Genomic DNA, 18,227 nt, shown 5'->3' with positions numbered 1-18,227 from the left:
GGCTTAGTTGCCCTCCTGAGCCGTCGGGGCGGATGTGCCCGGAAGATTCGAGTTGCGCTTGTAGTCATTATCGACCTGGCCCTCGTTTCCTGCAGCACGGAGAGAGTCGATGTAGGTGGCGTAGTCGGCCTGGGAGACGACTTCGACCTTGAACAGCATCAACGAGTGGTACTCTCCGCAGAGTTCGGCGCACTTGCCCGAGTAGGTACCGATTCGTTCCGGGATGACCGACATGTAGTTGGTCTTGCCTGGGATCATGTCCTTCTTGTACAGGAAGTCAACGACCCAGAAGGAGTGGATGACGTCGCGGGATTCGAGCGCGAGTTCGATCTTCTGGCCGACGGGAAGGACGAGCGTGGGGATCTCCGATTCGACCAGGGCCCCCTTGGCCCCCTCGAGGTCAGGCTGTCCCTGCACACCGGTCGTGAAGACGTCTTCATTCACGTAGTTGAAGTCCCATGCCCACTGCTTACCGATGACCTCAACCTTGATGTCCGGGGCATCGAAGCGAGCCTCGATCGCAGCCTGGTCCCGCGCGGTGAAGGCGAAGAAACCGACCACCAGGATCAAGGGAACGACCGTGTAGAAGATCTCGATCGGCATGTTGTAGCGCAGCTGCACGGGGAGACCGGTCTGGCCCTTGCGGCGGCGGTAGACGACCACTGCCCAGATGGTCAAGCCCCAGGTGATGAGGCCGACGATCATAAGCACAATCCAGGACGTGGTCCACAGGCCACTGATCCGTTCGGTCTGGTTTGTCACCGCCGGCTGACCTTCTTCGAAGCCGGGGAGGAAGCCGTGAAGCTGGGCTTGAGTGCACCCCGCGAGAACTACGGCCAACGACGCTGCGATCGGAATTGCAGCCCATCGGAGACGATGGTTTTTGCGCACCAGTTACCTTTCGGTGGGACTCGACGACACTCCATTGGAAGTGTTTTATAGGTTCCCAGCCTACTGGGAGGGAGGGCGTGGGTTGTGCAGGAACGCGCCCGCAGAGGTAACAAATTCGCCTCTAGTCACACGATTTGCGAGCCCGTCCCGCGGCCGGGGATCAGCTGAAGGAGTCCCCGCAGGCGCAGCTTCCACCGGCGTTCGGGTTGTCGATCGTGAAACCCTGTTTCTGAATCGTGTCCTCGAAATCGATGGACGCGCCATCCAGGTACGGCACGCTCATCTTGTCGACGACGACCTCGACGCCGTCGAAGTCGACGAGGGCGTCGCCTTCGAGGACCCGTTCGTCGAAGTAGAGCTGGTAGATGAGTCCCGAGCAGCCGCCGGGCTGCACCGCAACGCGCAGGCGTAGATCCTCACGGCCTTCCTGGGCCAGGAGGCTCCTCACCTTCGCGGCCGCGGTCGCGCTGAGACCCACGCCGTGGGCCGCCGTACTGGTGCTGAGTGTGTCGGTCATGGTGCTCCTCGTTGCTTTCTCGCTGCTGGTCAGCGGGCCAGATTCCCGTTGTTTCTCACCGAGATTCTACCGAGGGAAACCGATAAGTCTTCCCCGGCATTCCCGAAATTTCCGCGGCCGGGCAGGTTCAGTCGACTGAACGGTCATTCAGCCGTCCGAGCAGGAAGGCCTCACTGAGGATCGCCCGCTTGAGCACGCCCAGATGAAGGGACTCGTTCGGGCTGTGCGCCCGTGAATCGGGGTCCTCGACGCCGGTCACGAGAATTTGGGCCTCGGGGAAGACTCGCACGAGATCGGCGATGAACGGGATGGATCCGCCCACTCCGATGTCCACCGGTTCGACTCCCCAGGCTTCGGCCATGGCGCTCCGGGTCTCGGTGACGGCCCAGCCGCCGGTGTCGACCAGGAAGGCCTCCCCCGTGTCGACATCATCGATGTCGACACGGGCACCGAACGGCGCGTGGGCTCTGAGGTGCGCTTCCAACGCCACCAGGGCCTCCTGGGCCGGCTGTCCGGGGGCGACCCGGGTGCTGATCCGGACGGAGACGGCGGGAGAGAGCGTATTTGAGGCGTTGGCCACCGAGGGAGCATCGATCCCGGTGATGGTGATCGCCGGCTGCGACCAGATCCGGCTGAGCACGGATCCGTGGCCGATCGGCTCGACGCCCGCGCTGAGACCGGTTTCCCGTCGCAATTGCTCGACCGGGTAGTCCGGGGTGGGTGCATCGTGGCTGGTGAGTCCGGCGACAGCCACGGACCCGTCGTCGGCGTAGAGGGTGGAGAGAAGGCGGACGGTGGCCATCATGGCATCCGGCACCGCTCCCCCGAACATGCCGGAGTGGGAGGCGTGGTCGAGGGTGCGCACGGTCAGCCGGAAGGTGACGTTGCCGCGCAGCGCGGTGGTCAGCGCCGGCGTGTTGATGTCCCAGTTGCTCGAGTCGGCGACGACGATCGCGTCCGCGCGCAGGGAGTCGCGATTCTCCTCGAGGAAGGTGGCGAACGAACGGCTGCCGAACTCCTCCTCGCCCTCGATGAAGACAGCGAGTCCGAGATCGAACTCCGGCCCCTCTGCTTCAACCAGCGCGCGAATCGCGGCGATGTGTGCCAGCACGCCCGCCTTGTCGTCCGCGGCGCCGCGGCCGTACAGGCGGTCCCCGCGCACCGTCGGCTCGAACGGGTTCGACTCCCAGTCGGCGTCCTGCCCGGGAGGCTGCACGTCGTGGTGGGCATACAGAAGAACGGTCGGGCGCCCGTTGCGGGCTGCGCGGGTGGCCAGAACAGCCGGATGTCCCAGGCCGGATCCCCCGGGGATGCCGGCCCTCTTGACCTGGACCGACTCGAAGACCCCGGTGTCACGGACGAGGGCGGCGACGGCGTTCGCGCTGGCAGTTACCTGTGCAGCGTCGAAAGCGTCCCAGGATACCGAGGGGATCCGGACGAGGGCACACAGGTCAGCGATGGTCGTGGGCAGGCCACGCTCAACGGCGGTGCGAAGCGCCGAGGCGCCCGGGGAGGTTGCCGCGGGCTCTGTTTCTCGAATATCGGTCATCAGGTAATCTTAAGCCAATCGATTGCAAGGAACTGATGTGGCTAAGCCTGTGAACCCAGACGCACAACCATCCATGGAGACCCCGGACGAGACGCGAGCCCGCCTCGCTGCCGGCCAGTCCGCCGGCAAGGGGCAGGCGACGCCCAGCCGGAAGCAGCAAGAGGCGTTGAACCGACGCCCGCTGGTTCCGGACGACCGTAAGCTCGCGGCCAAGCAGGCCAGGGGCAAGGCGGCCGAGACACGGGACCGGGCCAGGGTCGGCATGGCTGCCGGCGACGAGAAGTACCTCCCGGTTCGCGAACGCGGCCCGCAGAAGCGCTTCGCGCGCGATTATGTTGACGCCCGCTTCAACGTGGGCGAATTCATGATCCCGGTGATGTTCCTCGTGATCCTCCTGACCTTCTTCCCTGACCCGTCGGTGCAGACCTATGGCATTCTCGCGCTCTGGGCCTTCTTCCTGGTCGCCGTGGTCGACTCGGTCATCCTCGGCTTCACACTCACCCGCAAGGTGAAGGCCAAGTTCGGCGAAGCCAAAGCGGAGCGCATCCGCTGGTATGCCGCGATGCGGGCGTTGCAGCTGCGCCCCATGCGTCTGCCCAAGCCCCAGGTCAAGCGCGGCCAGTACCCGTCCTGACCGCTCGGTCAGTTCGAGAAGGCCCCTGACCTGATCAGGGGCACGCGGAGTTCCTCGTCGGTCAGCGATCCGTGCTGGCCGACCATCGAGCGCGCGGACTGATTCGATTCGCGGGAATCGTAGTAGGCCACGAGTTTGCGCGCGGCCACGATCACATCCCCGATGCGGGGGCGCACCTCCGCCGCGATCTCCCCGAACAGTCCGGCCCGGATGGCGTCCTCTCTCGTGAACACCCACGCTCGCGCCCCCTCCACGTCGGACCAGGCGTCGGCGAGAGCCTGCGCGGAATCGCCGCCGAGCCCCGGTTCGAGATAGAGCTGGACACAGCGCGGGTCGCCCCCGATATGACGAACGTTCGCGACCAGCTCCGGCACGGTGTCGAAGAGCACCTGCCGGGTGGAGGGGACGTCGACGATGCCGTGGTCGGCCGTGACCAGAAGGCCTTCGTCGGCGCGGAGCCCCCCGGCGAAGCGCGCGAGGGCGCCATCGAGCGTTTCGAGCTCGGCCAGCCACCTGGCCGACTCCCAGCCCTGGGCATGGGCCGCCACATCGAGCTCGGGAACATACAGGTAGACCAGGGCGCGCGGCTCCGTGTCGAGCAGGTGCCGGGCCGCTGCGAATCGGTCAGCAAGGCTCTCCGCGGAGACGTAGCGGGCCCCGCGCAGCACGGCCTGGGTGAACCCCGATGCGGCGTAGCGCCTGGGGCCGATTGCGAAGCCGGGCACGCCGGCATCCGTGGCCTGCTGGAAGACGGTTCGTTGACGTTGCCAGATTTCGGGCTGCATTCCCGCGTCCCAGCCCGTGAGCTGATTGACGACGCGGTCGCGCTCGGCGTCGAACACCCGGTAGCCCACGAGGCCGTGCTGACCGGGCGGAACCCCGGTGGTGAGGGTCGCAATCCCCGCGGCGGTGGTCGACGGGAAGACACCGTCGACCACGCTGGTCTTCGTCAGCAGCGAGTTCAGGAACCGGGCATGGCCGGCCCGGGCGCGCAGCGAGCTGACACCGAGCCCGTCAGCGAGCACCACGACCGCTTTCGAGGCCGGGCCGAGGCCCAGCGGGTTCGGCCGGCCCAGAACGGATGACAGCGAACTTGCGAGAACGTCGGCAAGGCGCAGAGGGCTGAATTGGCGGGCCGGTAGCATGGATGGCATCGCGCCAAGTCTGACATAGACGTGGCCGGATCGATCCAGCGCCTACCCGCCAGCGCGTGTCCCGCAACGCGCGCCTCAGCAGAATCCACGAATGAGCCGCTCAGACAGCACCACACCCGCCGCCTTCACCGAGCGCATCGAGGACGTCGATGTCTCCACCGAGATGCAGGGATCCTTCCTCGAGTACGCGTACTCGGTCATCTATTCGCGGGCGCTCCCCGATGCCAGGGACGGACTGAAGCCCGTCCAGCGCCGCATCCTGTACCAGATGAGCGAGATGGGGCTGCGTCCCGACCGCGGACACGTCAAATCCGCCCGCGTCGTCGGCGAGGTGATGGGAAAGCTTCACCCGCACGGCGACACGGCCATCTATGACGCCCTGGTGCGGATGGCGCAGGCATTCACCCTGCGGGTTCCGCTCATCGACGGCCACGGCAACTTCGGCTCCCTGGACGACGGCCCGGCCGCGCCCCGCTACACGGAAGCCCGCCTCGCCGCGCCGGCGCTGGCCATGACTGAGAACCTCGACGAGGACGTCGTTGACTTCGTGCCCAACTACGACAACCAGCTCACCCAGCCCGATGTGCTGCCGGCGGCGTACCCGAACTTGCTGGTGAACGGTGCGAGCGGCATCGCCGTGGGCATGGCCACGAACATGGCCCCGCACAACCTGATCGAGGTCGTCGGAGCCGCCCGCCACCTGCTGGCCCACCCCAATGCCACCCTCGAGGACCTGATGGAGTTCGTCCCCGGCCCCGACCTCCCCACCGGCGGAACCATTGTCGGCCTCGCCGGCATCAAGGATGCCTACGCGACCGGCCGCGGCAGCTTCAAGACCCGGGCGCGCGTATCCGTTGAAGCCATCACGGCACGGAAGGCTGGGCTCGTCGTCACGGAGCTCCCCTACCTGGTCGGTCCCGAGCGAGTGATCGAGAAGATCAAAGACGGGGTCAACTCCAAGAAGCTGAGCGGCATCTCCGATGTCACGGACCTCACCGACCGCACCAAGGGCCTGCGCCTGGTGATCGGGATCAAGACCGGGTTCAGCCCCGAGGCTGTGCTCGAGCAGCTGTACCGGGTCACCCCGCTCGAGGACTCCTTCAACATCAACGCCGTGGCGCTCGTCGACGGCGGGCCGCAGACCCTGGGCCTGCGTGAACTGCTGCTCGTCTACATCGGGCACCGGATCGAGGTCGTCACCCGGCGCTCCGCCTACCGGCTGGCGCGGAGGAAAGAGCGCTTGCACCTCGTGGAGGGGCTCCTCGTCGCCATTCTCGACATCGACGAGGTCATTCAGGTCATCCGCGCCAGCGAGGACAGTGAACAGGCTCGCACCCGGCTGATCGACGTCTTCGATCTGAGCCAGGTGCAGGCCGAGTACATCCTCGAGCTGCGCCTGCGGCGGCTGACCCGGTTCTCGTTGATCGAACTGGAAGCCGAGCGCGACCAGTTGCTGGCCGAGATCACGGCCCTGGAGAAACTGCTGGGCAGCAAACCGGCCATCCGCTCACTGGTCTCCGACGAACTGGCCTCGGTGGCGGAGCGGTTCGGCACCCCGCGCCGCACGCTGCTCACGGAGGCGAAACCGAGCATCGCCGGGGCCGCCGCCAAGCGCCAGGCCGCCATCCTCGAGGTCACGGACAGCCCGACCCGCGTGTACCTGAGCGCCACCGGCCGGATTGCCCGGGTGGATCGTCCGCTCGACGACGCAGCGCTGCCGGATCGGATCACGCCCGCCCAGCGCCGCAGCAAACACGATGCCGTGCTGTCCACGTTGGACACAACCAGCAGAACCGAGATCGGCGCGGTCACCAGTCGTGGGCGGCTGATCCGCTTCTCCCCCGTCGACCTGCCCGTCATGCCCGCGTCGTCCATCCAGCTCGCGGCCGGGGTCAAGGTCAGCGACTACCTGGCCCTGCCCAACCGCGGCGAGTCGGTTCTGGCGCTGGTCTCCCTCGACTCCGATCGATCTATCGCCCTCGGAACCCGGCTCGGAACCGTCAAGCGGGTCACGGTGAATGACTGGGCGAACAAGCCCGACTTCGAGATCATCGCCCTGAAGCCCACAGACGTGGTCGTCGGCGCCGTGCAGGGCTCGGAGGATGACGAACTGGTCTTCATCGCCTCCGATTCACAGCTGCTGCGCTTCCCTGCAAGCACCGTGCGGCCCCAGGGACGAACCGCGGGCGGAATGGCCGGCATCAAACTGGCCGCGGATGTCCACGTTGTCTTCTTCACCAGCCTGTCCCCGCAGACCATTGCCACGGCCGTCGTCGCCACGGTCGCCACCGGAAGCCACACTCTCCCGGGCACGGATCCCGGAAGCGCCAAGGTCTCGGACTTCTCCGAGTACCCCGCTAAGGGGCGTGCGACGAGCGGGGTGCGCTCCCAAAGGTTCCTGAAGGGCGAAGACACGATCTCCGTCGCCTGGGTCGGGCCGCTCCCGGCCCGGGCGGTCGGGCCCGACGGTTCTCCGCGCGTCCTCCCCGATTCCGGATCACGACGCGACGCGTCGGGGGCCATGCTCGATTCGGTGATCGGCGCGATCGGGGCCCGGATCGCCTGAGAGTCGTCGTCGCCGTGGTCGTTGTCGGCGCCGGCCCTGCCCCGGTCTCTCCCGCGCCGTTCTGGCGCAGAAGATGCTGGGTTAGGGTGACGGAATGACTCTCATCTCGGATTCGGCCATTCTCGTTGTCGGTGCCTCCGGCGGACTCGGCCGGGAGATCGCCCGGCTGCTCAACGCGGGCGGAGCCCGTCTCATCCTGACCGGTCGCGACCGCACGAAACTGGCGGCGCTCGGCATCCACGGAACCGTGCTCGAGGCCGATCTCTCCGATCCGGCGGCGATCGTCGGCCTCGTCGCCGACGCCGTCGGCGTGCACGGTCGCCTTGACGGTATCGTGAACGCGTCCGGCGTGGTCGCGTTCGGCCCGGCCACGGAGGTGAGCGATGAAACGCTGGCGGAGCTGTTCGCCGTCAACACCCTGGCGCCGATCCGCCTGCTTCGAGCGGCGCGCGCGGCGTTGACCGATTCGGCCGAGCAGGGCCGCGAACCGTTCGTGCTCACCCTCAGCGGGGTCGTGAGCGAGAGCCCGACCGCCAACCTGGCCGCGTACTCCGCCTCGAAGGCCGGCTTGGCCGCCTTCGGCCAGGCCGCCGCCCGGGAACTGCGGCGCAGCGGCATCCGGATCGTTGATGCCCGACCGGGCCATACCGAGACGGCCCTGTCCACGCACCCGATTTCCGGGACGGCACCCCGCCTTCCCTCCGGCTACCCGCCGGCCGCCGTCGCGCAGCGTCTGGTCGACGCCATCATCGGCGGCGAACGAGATCTGCCGAGCACGGCCTTCCAGCTGAAGGACGCCTGACCCCCCGCTCGGCGTTGCCCGCCAGCCGTCAGCCGACCGGGTCAGACGTCGATGCGGTCGCGACTGAGCTTGTCGGAGCTCTCAATGATGAACTCCTTGCGTGGGGCCACGTCGTTGCCCATCAGCAGCTCGAAGACGTTCCCGGCCATTTCGGCATCCGCGACCCTCACCCGGCGCAGCGTGCGGTGCGAGCGCTCCATGGTCGTCGTGGCAAGCTGGTCGGCGTCCATCTCGCCCAGTCCCTTATAGCGCTGGATCGGGTCCTGATACCGCTTGCCGCTCTTCTTCAGGCCGGCAAGGACACCCTGGAGCTCCTGCTCCGAGTAGGTGTAGATGGTCTCGTTGGGCTTGGTGCCCGGGTTCATGACCACGACCCGGTGCAGCGGAGGAACCGCCGCGAACACCCGACCCTCGGTGATCATGGGCCGCATGTAGCGGAAGAACAGGGTGAGCAGCAGCGTTCGAATGTGAGCGCCATCGACATCCGCATCGCTCATGATGATGACCTTGCCGTACCGGGCAGCAGACAGGTCGAAGCTCCGGCCGGAGCCGGCTCCGATCACCTGGATGATGGATGCGCACTCCACGTTGGAGAGCATGTCGGACACGGAGGCCTTTTGCACGTTCAGGATTTTGCCGCGGATGGGCAGGAGGGCCTGGTGCTCACTGTCCCTGGCCAGCTTCGCCGTGCCCAGCGCGGAATCACCTTCAACGATGAACAGTTCGCTGGTGGACACGTCGTTGCTGCGACAATCAACCAGCTTCGCCGGAAGCGAAGAACTCTCCAGCGCGTTCTTGCGCCGCTGGGTCTCCTTGTGCGCCCGCGCGGAGATGCGTGACTTCATCTCGGCCACGATCTTGTCGAGCACGACCGCAGCCTGGGTCTTGTCGTCGCGTTTGGTGGACACGAAACGCTCGTTCATTGCCTTGGCGACGACGTTCGCCACGATGGCCCGCACGGCTGGGGTGCCGAGCACTTCTTTCGTCTGGCCTTCGAACTGCGGCTCCGGCAGTCGCACCGTCAGAACCGCGGTGAGGCCGGCCATCACGTCGTCTTTCTCGAGCTTGTCCGAGCCCATCTTGAGGCGGCGCGCATTCAATTCGACCTGGGCGCGCAGGAACTTTAGCAGGCCGGCGTCGAAGCCGGCCAGGTGCGTCCCACCCTTCGGGGTGGCGATGATGTTCACGAAACTGCGCACGACGGTGTCGTACCCGGTCCCCCACCGGAGGGCGATGTCCACGGTGCAGTCCCGCACCAGCTCCGTGGGAACCATCGCTCCCTTGTCCGTCAGAACGGGGACGGTCTCGGAGAAGCTGCCCTGTCCGGTCAGGCGCCAGGTGTCGGTGATCGGGGAATCCGTCGCGAGGTGGTCGACGAACTCGGAAATGCCGCCGTCGAATTTGAATGATTCGAACACGTGGTCTGCGGTGCGCTGGTCGGCGATGTCGATGCCCAGCCCGGGCACGAGGAACGCCGTCTGCCTGGCCCGTTCGAGCAGCTCCTCGGTTTGGAAGGCCGCACCCTTCGTGAAGATCTGCCGGTCGGCCCAGTACCGGACCCGGGTGCCGGTCACGCCGCGTTTGACCTTGCCGATGACTCGGAGTTCGCTCTGGTTCTCGAATGGGGTGAACGGAGCATCCGGACTCTTCTCCCCCGTGTCGGCGAAGATGCCCGGTTCGCCGCGGTGGAAGGACATGGCCCATGTCTTCCCGTCACGGTCGACCTCGACGTCGAGGCGCTCCGACAGGGCGTTCACGACGGATGCGCCCACGCCGTGCAACCCGCCGGACGCGGCGTAGGATCCGCTGCCGAATTTGCCACCGGCATGCAATTTCGTGAAAACGACCTCGACCCCGGTCAGACCCGTTTTGGGTTCGATGTCCACGGGGATTCCTCGTGCCGTGTCGCGGACCTCCACGCTCTCGTCGGCGTGCAGAACGATGTCGATCCCGCTGCCGTAGCCGCCGAGGGCCTCATCGACGGAGTTGTCGATGATCTCCCAGAGGCAGTGCATGAGCCCCCGCGAGTCGGTGGAACCGATGTACATGCCGGGACGCTTGCGGACCGCTTCCAGCCCCTCGAGGACAGACAGATGGCGCGCGGAATAGTCAGAAGAGCTCACAACTTCCAAGAATACCGACTGTGGCCCCTCGGCCTTTCATCAACACTCCTCGGAGGCGGGCTACGCGGTGAGCGAAATAGCGTCCTCCGGGCTCGATTACCGGGCAGGAGCGTGTTTACATTAAGAACAGCAAACATTGGTATCGCTTGGTATCAGTCTGGAGGAGGAAACCATGTCTCAGATCGCCACCGAAAATGGTGCAGTCGGCCAAGAGAAGGCTCCCCACCAGCTCACCGCAGCGGACCGCTGCGACGCTTGTGGAGCCCAGGCCTACATCCGGGTCGTAGTCAACAACAGCGAATTGTTGTTCTGCGCTCACCACGGCCGTAAGCACCAGGAGAAGCTCGCAGCCATTGCCGAGAGTTGGCACGACGAGTCGAGTCGGCTCCTAGAGGACCAACGCTCCTAGAGCGAACGCACGACGAAACAAAGCTACGGCGCAGGAGCATCACGGATGCTCCTGCGCCGTAGCTTTTTACTCCGCCGTGAGCCCCAGGCGCACCGCGATCGGGTTGCGCGCGGCCCGCGCTATCTCGTCTACCGCCACCGTGTGCGCGCCGGGCGTATAGGCGCGGCCGAGGCGGACCAGCGCGGAGCGCAGCAGGTGATCGGCCAGGCCGGGATTGCGTGCAAGCACGGGACCGTGCAGGTGGGTCCCGACCAGGTTGCCCATGACGAGCCCCTCGAGTCCTCCACCGTTTCCGGTGCCCGACTCGACCCGGCCCAGAGGCGACGCCTCCGCGCCGACATACCCGCGAGCGTGATTCTCGAACCCCACCAGCCGACCGTGCTTCGTGGCGACGATGACGTCATCCGTGGCCCGGGCGGCCAACGGCACGGCGCGCCCGGCCACGATGCCCAGTCCTTCGATCACTGAGCCGTCCGCGAGCTCGATTCCCCAGCTCAGCAGTTCCCACCCGGTGCCGACAGCCAGAACCGGAACGCCCTCGGTCGTCCAGGTGCGCAGGTGCCCGGTCATCGTCGCCAGGATGTCTCGGGCGGTGACGAGGTCGGAATCCGAACCGGAGCCGATCACCACGGCATCGGCCCGCTCGGGCAGGTCGTCGACCGTGCGTACGTCCACGACGTGCGCATCGATGCCGGCCCACCGGCTGCGCTGGGCAAGAACGCGGGCGTTGGCCGCGTCGCCGTTCGTGCCCAGTAGCTCGGGCAACAGGGACACGATCGTCAGTGCCGTCGTCACTCCTGGCCCTCCTTGTTGCTGGCGAGCCCGAGGTGGGCCCGGGTTCGGCGCATCGAGTCCGCGGAGAAGATGATCGTTTTCAGTCCGGCAGCCGGTTTCGGCAGCGCCAGGAAGTCATCGAGCGCCTGGCCCAGGTCCGGCTCGACCCGCTCGACGATCACGTCGTCATAGGCGAGCTGCAGTGCGATGTCCTGCGCTTTGGATCCGGAGGCGATGAGGACGCGGCCGAGTACCGATGTGTTCACGGGCCAGAAGTAGGACGGATCGCGCACGTCGGAGCCGATGGCGATCAGGATCTGCTCTGTCCCGGGTTCCAGGCTGTCCACGTTGAGCTGGAAGCTGGCCGGATTCTGCACGAGGACGAATTCCACCTGTTGGCCGCGAACGGTGACAATCTCGCCGCGGCCGAAGACGGGCGGAATCGTCGAGATTGCCTCGGCGGCCACCCGGGGGTCGAATCGATCGCCCAGGGCTGCCCGGGCGGTGGCGAGAGCAGTCAGGGCATCCACGGCGTAGTGCGTCCCCCGTGAGGGCAACCCGACGGGGTAGTCCTGCCCGGCGATCGCGATGGTGGCGTTGCGGCCGTCGATGTGGGTCAGGAGCATTCCGGACTCCGCGGGGAGCCGGTCGTGAGCGGTGGCGCTGTAGCCAAGCCCGCGCGGGTTGGCCGCCAGCACCTCTGCGGACACTCCGTACCGGGCAACCGACACTCCGGCGCCGAGTCCCGCGGCGAGATCGGCGAGGTACCCGTCGTCGGCGTTGACAACGACCGTCCCGGTGGCGCGGGCCGCGATTTTCGCGAGCATCGCCGCGACCATGTCGGAATCGTGGAATCGGTCGATCTGGTCCACCATCACGTTGGTCAGGGCGACCACGCGCGGAGCGAGAGACCCGGAGATCAGGGCGCCGTGGCCCTCATCCATTTCGAGCACGGCCATGTCCGCGGCGATCCTACCGTTCAGATTCACCCGCTCGAGGAGAGCGGACGTGAGCCCCTGGCTGATATTGGCGGTGGACTGGTTCGTGAAGACGTCGGTGCCGTGCGCGCGCAGGGCCGCGACCAGCATTTTCGTCGTGGTCGACTTGCCACTCGACCCGGTGACGATGATCAGCCCACCGGGAAAGCTGTTCAGCGTCCGCGGCAGGAACCCGGGGGCGACCCGGTTGACCACGAGGCCGGGGACCGCTGATCCCCCGCCGGGTTTACGCCAACGGGCGAGTATCCGCACGACCCGCCCGAGCAGGATCGCCGGTGCATAGAGCACCGGGGTTCCTATTCGAGGTAGTCGCGTAGCGACTGGGACCGCGAGGGGTGGCGCAGTTTCGCCATCGTCTTGGACTCGATCTGGCGGATGCGCTCACGCGTCACGCCGAACGTGTCGCCGATCTGGTCGAGCGTCTTCGGCATCCCGTCGCCGAGCCCGAAGCGCATCCGGATGACGCCGGCTTCACGCTCGGAGAGGGAATCGAGCAGGCTTTCCAGTTGCTTCTGCAGCATGGTGAACCCGACGGCGTCCGCCGGAACGACCGCTTCGGTGTCCTCGATCAGGTCGCCGAATTCGCTGTCGCCATCCTCGCCGAGCGGGGTATGCAGTGAGATCGGCTCGCGACCGTACTTCTGCACCTCGACGACCTTTTCCGGCGTCATATCGAGCTCGCGGCTGAGCTCTTCCGGCGTGGGCTCCCGACCGAGGTCCTGAAGCATCTGGCGCTGGACCCGGGCGAGCTTGTTGATGACTTCGACCATGTGCACGGGAATGCGGATGGTACGGGCCTGGTCGGCCATGGCGCGAGTGATCGCCTGGCGGATCCACCAGGTGGCGTAGGTGGAGAACTTGAAGCCCTTGGTGTAGTCGAACTTCTCGACCGCGCGGATGAGGCCCAGGTTGCCCTCCTGGATCAGGTCCAGGAACTGCATACCGCGACCGGTGTACCGCTTGGCCAGCGACACGACGAGGCGGAGGTTGGCGCCCAGCAGGTGGCTCTTGGCCCGGGCACCGTCTTTGGCCACCCAGAGCAGCTCACGCCCGAGGGCACTCTTCTTCTCCGCGTCGGTCATCTGCGCCATCTTGTCCTCGGCGAAGAGGCCGGCTTCGATCCGCATGGCCAGTTCGACTTCCTCGGCCGCGTTCAGGAGCGCGACCTTGCCGATCTGCTTCAGGTAGTCCTTGACGGGGTCGGCGGTGGCTCCGGTGATCGCGCTGGAGTAAACCGGGACCTCATCGTCATCATCCACGAGGGAAAGGACGAGGGCGCCGCTGGGCAGGGCCTCGGCGGATGCGGCACGCTTCTTCGCGGCGTCGTCTGAATCGTCGTCGGCATCCGTGTCATCGCCGGGGGCGTGCTCGTCGTGCTCGTCGGCCGCCGGCTTTGCCTTGGCCTTCGTGCTGGCGGCCCGCTTGCGCGGAGCTGGCTTTTCTTCTCCGGCGGCCGCTGCTGCTTCAGCTTTTGCCAGCTTGGCGGCGGCAGCCTTGGTCAGCGGCTTCTTCGCAACAGCCTGTGCGGCACCGGTTTCCGGGGTCTGGCCGACTTCAGCCTGGGCCTCTGCCGGCGTGCTCACGGGGGACTCGTCGCCTGGCTCGTTTTTCTTGCGGGTTGCCATTCGAACACCTCTCATGCCGTGGCGCGGACACCTGCGGCGCTGCCTGGTCTGGTTCAGCCGGGTCGATCGGGCAGAACGGGCACCGGGGGCAGTGTGGATTTTGGGCAGTACTTGGACCCATGTCAAGTCCCGGGAGATTTACATTGACACTCATGTCGCTGTTCCCCGGACCAGAAAGGGCCCTATTGACAATTATTGCATGCTTTGTGTATGCGGCAAGCCAGCCGCGCCTATTCAGGTCGCCGTCGTCGGCGCCATGCACGAGCCAGTCCAACCCAGAGCGGAGCCACCTCGATCCCCTCTTCGCGCGACAGCTGGCTACGGGTGCGTGTCCTGGTCCGCAGGAGGAAGACAACCCCGATCCCCACGACCAGAAACTGCACGGAAAAAGCGAGACGGAAGGAATCGAGTGAGTAGAGATCACTCGCCGCTCCCCCGGAAACGCGCCAGGAGTCCTGAAGGTCCAGCAGCAGCCCGACCAGGTAGACCATGACGAAGCTGGCCGTGAACCCGCCCACGTTGACCACCCCGTTCGCCGAGCCGTGGCTGCGCTGGGGATTGAAGGTCCGGGCGAAGTCGAAGCCGATCAGCGAACCCGGCCCTCCGACGCCCAGGGCCACCAGCAACAGCACGATCAGCCAGAATGGCGGCTGCCCCGGCCAAAGCAGCACGGCAGCCCAGGCAACCGCCATGACCGTGACGATGCCGAGCACGATGTTGCTACGGCGCAGCGGGTACCGCGCCGTGAGGATTCCGAGGACCGGACCGAACACCATTCCCGCACCGACCAGGACCATCAGCATCGCGGCGGCGAGGGACGGGTCGTAACCGAGCCCGTAGACCATGAATGGGAAGCCCCAGAGCAGTGTGAAGACCGTGCCGGCGGACTGGGTGACGTAGTGCGACCAGAAACCCAGTTGGGTTCCCGGCCGCTTGAAGCTGTGTTTGAGCTGGGCCAGTGCCTCACCGAGGCTGGTGGGCCTCAACCGGTCGGACGTGCCGGCCGGCTGGTCCCGAATCACCACGATGCCGACGACCAGGGCAACCAGAGCGACGGATGCGGCCGAGAGGAATGCGGGTGTCCACCCCCAGATGTGCAGCACCCAGGCGAGCGGGACTGCCGAGAGCACCTGTCCGAGCTGACCGATGTTTCCCAGCCACTGGGAAAGCTGCGGAACGCTGCGACCGGTGAACCAGGATGAGATCAGCCGGATCATGGAGATGAAGATCATGGCGTCCCCAGCGCCGACAAGGATGCGGCCGACCACGGCGATCGAGATGCTCGGGGCGAGCGCGAGCGTGACCTGTCCGGCGGCCATCAGAGAGGTCCCCGTCAGCACGAGCACCCGCGGCCCGTAGCGGTCGATCAGGACACCCACCGGAATCTGGGCGGCCGCGTAGACCACGAGCTGGACCACGGCGAGGCTGGACAGGAGCGCAGCCGAACCGCCGAAACGGTCGGTCGCCGCGACGCCGGCAATCCCGAGAGACGATCGCTGGAGGACAGCTGAGAGATAGGCGAACGATCCGACGGAGAAGACCAACCAAGACCGACGCGAGTTCATTGCCCCTAACTTACCCGCGCTCGGGGCTGCTCCCGCACGGTCCGGCCTCCTCGAGCTCCGACGGACAGAAGCCTACGCCGTCGGGTCAGGCGAGTGTGCCGTCGTCCCTGCCGCGGCGGGTAGCGAGGAAATTCTCCAATTCCGCCGCGATTTCGTCGGCGCTCGGGAGCTCGCCGGACTCGTCCGTCAGGGGCGAACGCAGCGTGCTGCCCTCCATATAAGCGTCATAGCGTTCTTCGAGTGTGCCGACCAGCTTGGCCAGCTCGGGGTTGTCGTGAACCTGCTCGTCGATCCGGGCCACGAAATCGCGATTCTGCTCGCGCACCTGATCGGTCGGGAAGATCAAACCCGTCGACGCGCTCGTGCTCTCGAGTGCGGACAGTGCGGCCGCGGGGAACTCGGTGTCCGCGAGATAGTGGGGCACCAGGAGAACGAAACCGACGACGGTCGCGCCACTTTCCTGGAGCCGGAACTCGACCAGGTGCAGGGCGTTCGCGGGGACCTGCGTGTGCGGGCGCCACACCGACATGCTCTCGATCAGGTCGGAGCGGTTGCCGCTGACCGTGACTCTGATCGGACGCGTGTGCGGCACGGGCATCGGGATGGCGTGCACCCAGGTGGTCGAGGCCACCGTGAATCGACGCACCAGCTGAAGTACCGCGGCGGTGAACTGGTCCCAGCGGAAGTCGGGTTCGTACCCGGCAAGGAGCAGGAAGGGCTGGCCGATCTCGTCCCGGGCCAGGTAGAGCCGGAGAGCCGGCGGCTGGTAGCCGGTGAGGTGGTCCTGATCGAAGTAGATGATCGGGCGGCGGGCCCGGTAGTCCAGAAGGAGGTCAGGGTGGAAGATGGCGATGACGGTGTGCTCTAGCGTTCCGAGCAGGTACTCCGTGAACTGGGACACCGCTCCCCCGGCATCCGCGAACCCCGTCAGACCCGCGACGAGGTGGAGCCCCTCCGGGACGTTCTCGGCGTCCGCGGTCAGCTCGTAGAGGTCACCAGGATCACGCATGTCGTTAACTCTAAACGTCAGAAACGGAGGCGGGGAGGAATCGACGCTCGGGCCGTGATGCCCAGAGCGAACACGGCCGCGGCGGACGATCCGCGTACCATCGGAAGATGACTGCTCCCCGTCTTACCCTGTCCCCAGCACCCGCCATCGAGTCGGATGCCGACGTCCTCATCGTCGGGGCGCTCCAATCGGGCGACACCGCAACGCTCTACGCCGACCCGGCCTTCGCCGGCCTCGCGGAGATTCTTTCCAGCCTCGACATCACCGGCGCCCGCGACCAGGTTGTCCGCCTGCCTGCATCGATCGGCAAAGCCCGCAGTATCGCCATTGTCGGCATCGGCACGGAAGCCACCGCGGACGCCCTGCGCCATGCCGCGGGATCCGCGGTTCGCCAGCTCACCGGCGTTGCCTCCGTCGCATTCGCCTTCCCGACCCTGACGGCGGAGGGGGCCGAGGCTGTACTCGAGGGCGCAGCGCTCGGTTCGTATTCGTTCACCGCCTACCGTCAGAATTCGCTGGCGGCCACGAAGCTGCCGGCTCAGGAGATCACGGTGCACACCGGCGTCGGCGCGGACGGCGCGGTCGACCGCGTGGACGCGATCACCGAGGCCGTCGGCCTGGTCAAGGACCTGGTCAACATGCCCCCGTCAGACCTGTATCCGGACTCGCTCGCTCGCCTCGCGGTCGAGGCGGCAACGGGCCTCCCGGTCACCGTGCGCGTGTGGGACGAGGAACAACTGGCCGCCGACGGTTTCGGCGGGATCGCCGGCGTCGGCCAGGGATCAACCCGACCGCCCCGGCTCGTCAAGGTCAGCTACTCACCGGAAGGCGCCACGCAGCACCTGGCGCTCGTCGGCAAGGGCATCACGTTCGACACCGGCGGACTCTCCCTGAAGCCGCCGGCGTCGATGGTGGGCATGAAGTACGACATGACGGGCGCGGCCACAGTGCTCGCCGTGACTCTGGCTGCGGCCCGGCTCGGCCTGGGCCTGCGCATCACCGCCTGGCTCTGCATCGCCGAGAACATGCCTTCCGGGTCGGCCATTCGCCCCAACGACGTTCTGCGCATCCGCGGTGGACGCACGGTCGAGGTACTGAACACGGATGCCGAGGGCCGCCTGGTCCTCGCCGACGGCCTCGTCGCGGCCGGAGAAGAAGGCCCGGACGCGATCGTGGACGTCGCGACCCTGACCGGCGCCGCCCTCGTCGCCCTCGGCACGCGGTACTACGCCGCCATGGGGCAGGACGCGCTCGTCGAGCGCGTGCTCGCCGCCGGCAAGTCGGTCGGCGAACTGATATGGCCGATGCCGCTCCCCGAGGAGCTGCGCGCCACTCTGAATTCCGACGTCGCAGACATCGCCAACGCCAAGATCGGCAGCAGCCACGGCGGAATGCTCCTGGCCGGAGTCTTCCTCCAGGAATTCATCGGCACCCGCGGAGTGGGCGAATCCGCGGAGACGATCCCGTGGGCGCACCTGGACATCGCGGGACCGGCACACAACACCGGCAGCGCGTGGGGCTTCACGAATGCCGGCCCGACCGGAATCTCGGTCAGGACACTGCTGCGCCTGGCCGAGGACTTTTCGCGCCCGTAGTACAGTCGAGTGGGCG

Annotated in this window: 15 protein-coding genes; 5 read left to right on the top strand and 10 right to left on the bottom strand. The window is 66.7% G+C overall.

Annotated elements, in window-relative coordinates:
- Positions 1-3: 3 nt before the first annotated feature.
- The 3 genes from coxB to E3T42_RS07235 form a co-directional block, all read right to left on the bottom strand.
- Positions 4-891: a cytochrome c oxidase subunit II gene (gene coxB, locus E3T42_RS07245; RefSeq protein WP_134364872.1), complete on the bottom strand. Its 888-nt coding sequence runs from the start codon at positions 889-891 to the stop codon at positions 4-6.
- Between the two features lie 160 nt (positions 892-1,051).
- The gene (gene erpA, locus E3T42_RS07240) at positions 1,052-1,408 is read right to left on the bottom strand and encodes an iron-sulfur cluster insertion protein ErpA (RefSeq protein WP_134364873.1); all 357 of its coding nucleotides are present in this window, start codon (positions 1,406-1,408) and stop codon (positions 1,052-1,054) included.
- A gap of 127 nt (positions 1,409-1,535) precedes the next feature.
- Complete coding sequence (locus E3T42_RS07235; RefSeq protein ID WP_134364874.1) at positions 1,536-2,957, bottom strand: dipeptidase; 1,422 nt, start codon at positions 2,955-2,957, stop codon at positions 1,536-1,538.
- Between the two features lie 73 nt (positions 2,958-3,030).
- Between E3T42_RS07235 and E3T42_RS07230 the strand changes: the two genes are divergently transcribed.
- Positions 3,031-3,591, top strand: a complete 561-nt coding sequence (locus E3T42_RS07230; protein WP_134364928.1) for a DUF3043 domain-containing protein — start codon at positions 3,031-3,033, stop codon at positions 3,589-3,591.
- A gap of 8 nt (positions 3,592-3,599) precedes the next feature.
- On the opposite strand, the gene E3T42_RS07225 is transcribed toward E3T42_RS07230, so the two are convergent.
- Positions 3,600-4,745, bottom strand: a complete 1,146-nt coding sequence (locus tag E3T42_RS07225; RefSeq protein ID WP_134364875.1) for an alkaline phosphatase family protein — start codon at positions 4,743-4,745, stop codon at positions 3,600-3,602.
- A gap of 91 nt (positions 4,746-4,836) precedes the next feature.
- Here E3T42_RS07225 and E3T42_RS07220 point away from each other — a divergent pair, with 91 nt between their 5' ends.
- Together E3T42_RS07220 and E3T42_RS07215 are read left to right on the top strand one after the other, a co-directional pair.
- Positions 4,837-7,311 carry a DNA topoisomerase (ATP-hydrolyzing) subunit A gene (locus E3T42_RS07220; protein WP_134364876.1) on the top strand — a complete coding sequence of 825 codons (2,475 nt, stop codon included), beginning with the start codon at positions 4,837-4,839 and terminating at the stop codon, positions 7,309-7,311.
- Positions 7,312-7,405: 94 nt separating this feature from the next.
- Entirely contained in the window at positions 7,406-8,113 is a 708-nt protein-coding gene (locus E3T42_RS07215; RefSeq protein ID WP_134364877.1) for an SDR family oxidoreductase, read from the top strand.
- Between the two features lie 41 nt (positions 8,114-8,154).
- Here the strand turns inward: E3T42_RS07215 and E3T42_RS07210 are convergent, their stop codons facing one another.
- Positions 8,155-10,236, bottom strand: a complete 2,082-nt coding sequence (locus tag E3T42_RS07210) for a type IIA DNA topoisomerase subunit B (protein ID WP_134364878.1) — start codon at positions 10,234-10,236, stop codon at positions 8,155-8,157.
- Positions 10,237-10,408: 172 nt separating this feature from the next.
- Here E3T42_RS07210 and E3T42_RS07205 point away from each other — a divergent pair, with 172 nt between their 5' ends.
- Positions 10,409-10,645, top strand: a complete 237-nt coding sequence (locus E3T42_RS07205) for a hypothetical protein (RefSeq protein WP_134364879.1) — start codon at positions 10,409-10,411, stop codon at positions 10,643-10,645.
- Between the two features lie 66 nt (positions 10,646-10,711).
- On the opposite strand, the gene E3T42_RS07200 is transcribed toward E3T42_RS07205, so the two are convergent.
- From E3T42_RS07200 to E3T42_RS07180, 5 genes are all read right to left on the bottom strand, one after another.
- Positions 10,712-11,440 (bottom strand): type 1 glutamine amidotransferase, encoded by a 729-nt coding sequence (locus E3T42_RS07200; RefSeq protein WP_134402745.1) that lies wholly within the window; start codon positions 11,438-11,440, stop codon positions 10,712-10,714.
- A complete protein-coding gene (locus E3T42_RS07195; protein ID WP_134402744.1) occupies positions 11,437-12,705 on the bottom strand; it encodes a MurT ligase domain-containing protein in 1,269 nt (422 codons plus the stop codon). The genes E3T42_RS07200 and E3T42_RS07195 overlap by 4 nt, the downstream gene beginning before the upstream one ends.
- An 8-nt stretch (positions 12,706-12,713) precedes the next feature.
- Positions 12,714-14,042, bottom strand: coding sequence for an RNA polymerase sigma factor (locus E3T42_RS07190; protein ID WP_134364882.1), 1,329 nt, complete (start codon positions 14,040-14,042; stop codon positions 12,714-12,716).
- Between the two features lie 230 nt (positions 14,043-14,272).
- Positions 14,273-15,607, bottom strand: coding sequence for a nitrate/nitrite transporter (locus E3T42_RS07185; RefSeq protein ID WP_134364883.1), 1,335 nt, complete (start codon positions 15,605-15,607; stop codon positions 14,273-14,275).
- Between the two features lie 85 nt (positions 15,608-15,692).
- Positions 15,693-16,616, bottom strand: coding sequence for a proteasome assembly chaperone family protein (locus E3T42_RS07180; protein ID WP_134364884.1), 924 nt, complete (start codon positions 16,614-16,616; stop codon positions 15,693-15,695).
- A gap of 107 nt (positions 16,617-16,723) precedes the next feature.
- Here E3T42_RS07180 and E3T42_RS07175 point away from each other — a divergent pair, with 107 nt between their 5' ends.
- Positions 16,724-18,211, top strand: coding sequence for a leucyl aminopeptidase (locus E3T42_RS07175; RefSeq protein ID WP_134364885.1), 1,488 nt, complete (start codon positions 16,724-16,726; stop codon positions 18,209-18,211).
- Positions 18,212-18,227: the final 16 nt, after the last annotated feature.

It is taken from the genome of Cryobacterium sp. TMT4-10, assembly GCF_004403275.1.
In the GTDB taxonomy this organism is placed as follows: domain Bacteria; phylum Actinomycetota; class Actinomycetes; order Actinomycetales; family Microbacteriaceae; genus Cryobacterium; species Cryobacterium shii.
This window is presented reverse-complemented; position numbering and strand designations above follow the sequence as displayed.

Excerpts from the sequence above, each read along its gene's own strand:
- E3T42_RS07230 (WP_134364928.1), top strand. The coding sequence starts at position 3,031 with ATGGAGACCCCGGACGAGACGCGAGCCCGCCTCGCTGCCGGCCAGTCC.
- E3T42_RS07185 (WP_134364883.1), bottom strand. The coding sequence starts at position 15,607 with ATGAACTCGCGTCGGTCTTGGTTGGTCTTCTCCGTCGGATCGTTCGCC.
- E3T42_RS07235 (WP_134364874.1), bottom strand. The coding sequence starts at position 2,957 with ATGACCGATATTCGAGAAACAGAGCCCGCGGCAACCTCCCCGGGCGCC.
- E3T42_RS07215 (WP_134364877.1), top strand. The coding sequence starts at position 7,406 with ATGACTCTCATCTCGGATTCGGCCATTCTCGTTGTCGGTGCCTCCGGC.
- E3T42_RS07190 (WP_134364882.1), bottom strand. The coding sequence starts at position 14,042 with ATGGCAACCCGCAAGAAAAACGAGCCAGGCGACGAGTCCCCCGTGAGC.
- erpA (WP_134364873.1), bottom strand. The coding sequence starts at position 1,408 with ATGACCGACACACTCAGCACCAGTACGGCGGCCCACGGCGTGGGTCTC.
- E3T42_RS07175 (WP_134364885.1), top strand. The coding sequence starts at position 16,724 with ATGACTGCTCCCCGTCTTACCCTGTCCCCAGCACCCGCCATCGAGTCG.
- E3T42_RS07225 (WP_134364875.1), bottom strand. The coding sequence starts at position 4,745 with ATGCCATCCATGCTACCGGCCCGCCAATTCAGCCCTCTGCGCCTTGCC.
- E3T42_RS07205 (WP_134364879.1), top strand. The coding sequence starts at position 10,409 with ATGTCTCAGATCGCCACCGAAAATGGTGCAGTCGGCCAAGAGAAGGCT.
- E3T42_RS07220 (WP_134364876.1), top strand. The coding sequence starts at position 4,837 with ATGAGCCGCTCAGACAGCACCACACCCGCCGCCTTCACCGAGCGCATC.
- E3T42_RS07180 (WP_134364884.1), bottom strand. The coding sequence starts at position 16,616 with ATGCGTGATCCTGGTGACCTCTACGAGCTGACCGCGGACGCCGAGAAC.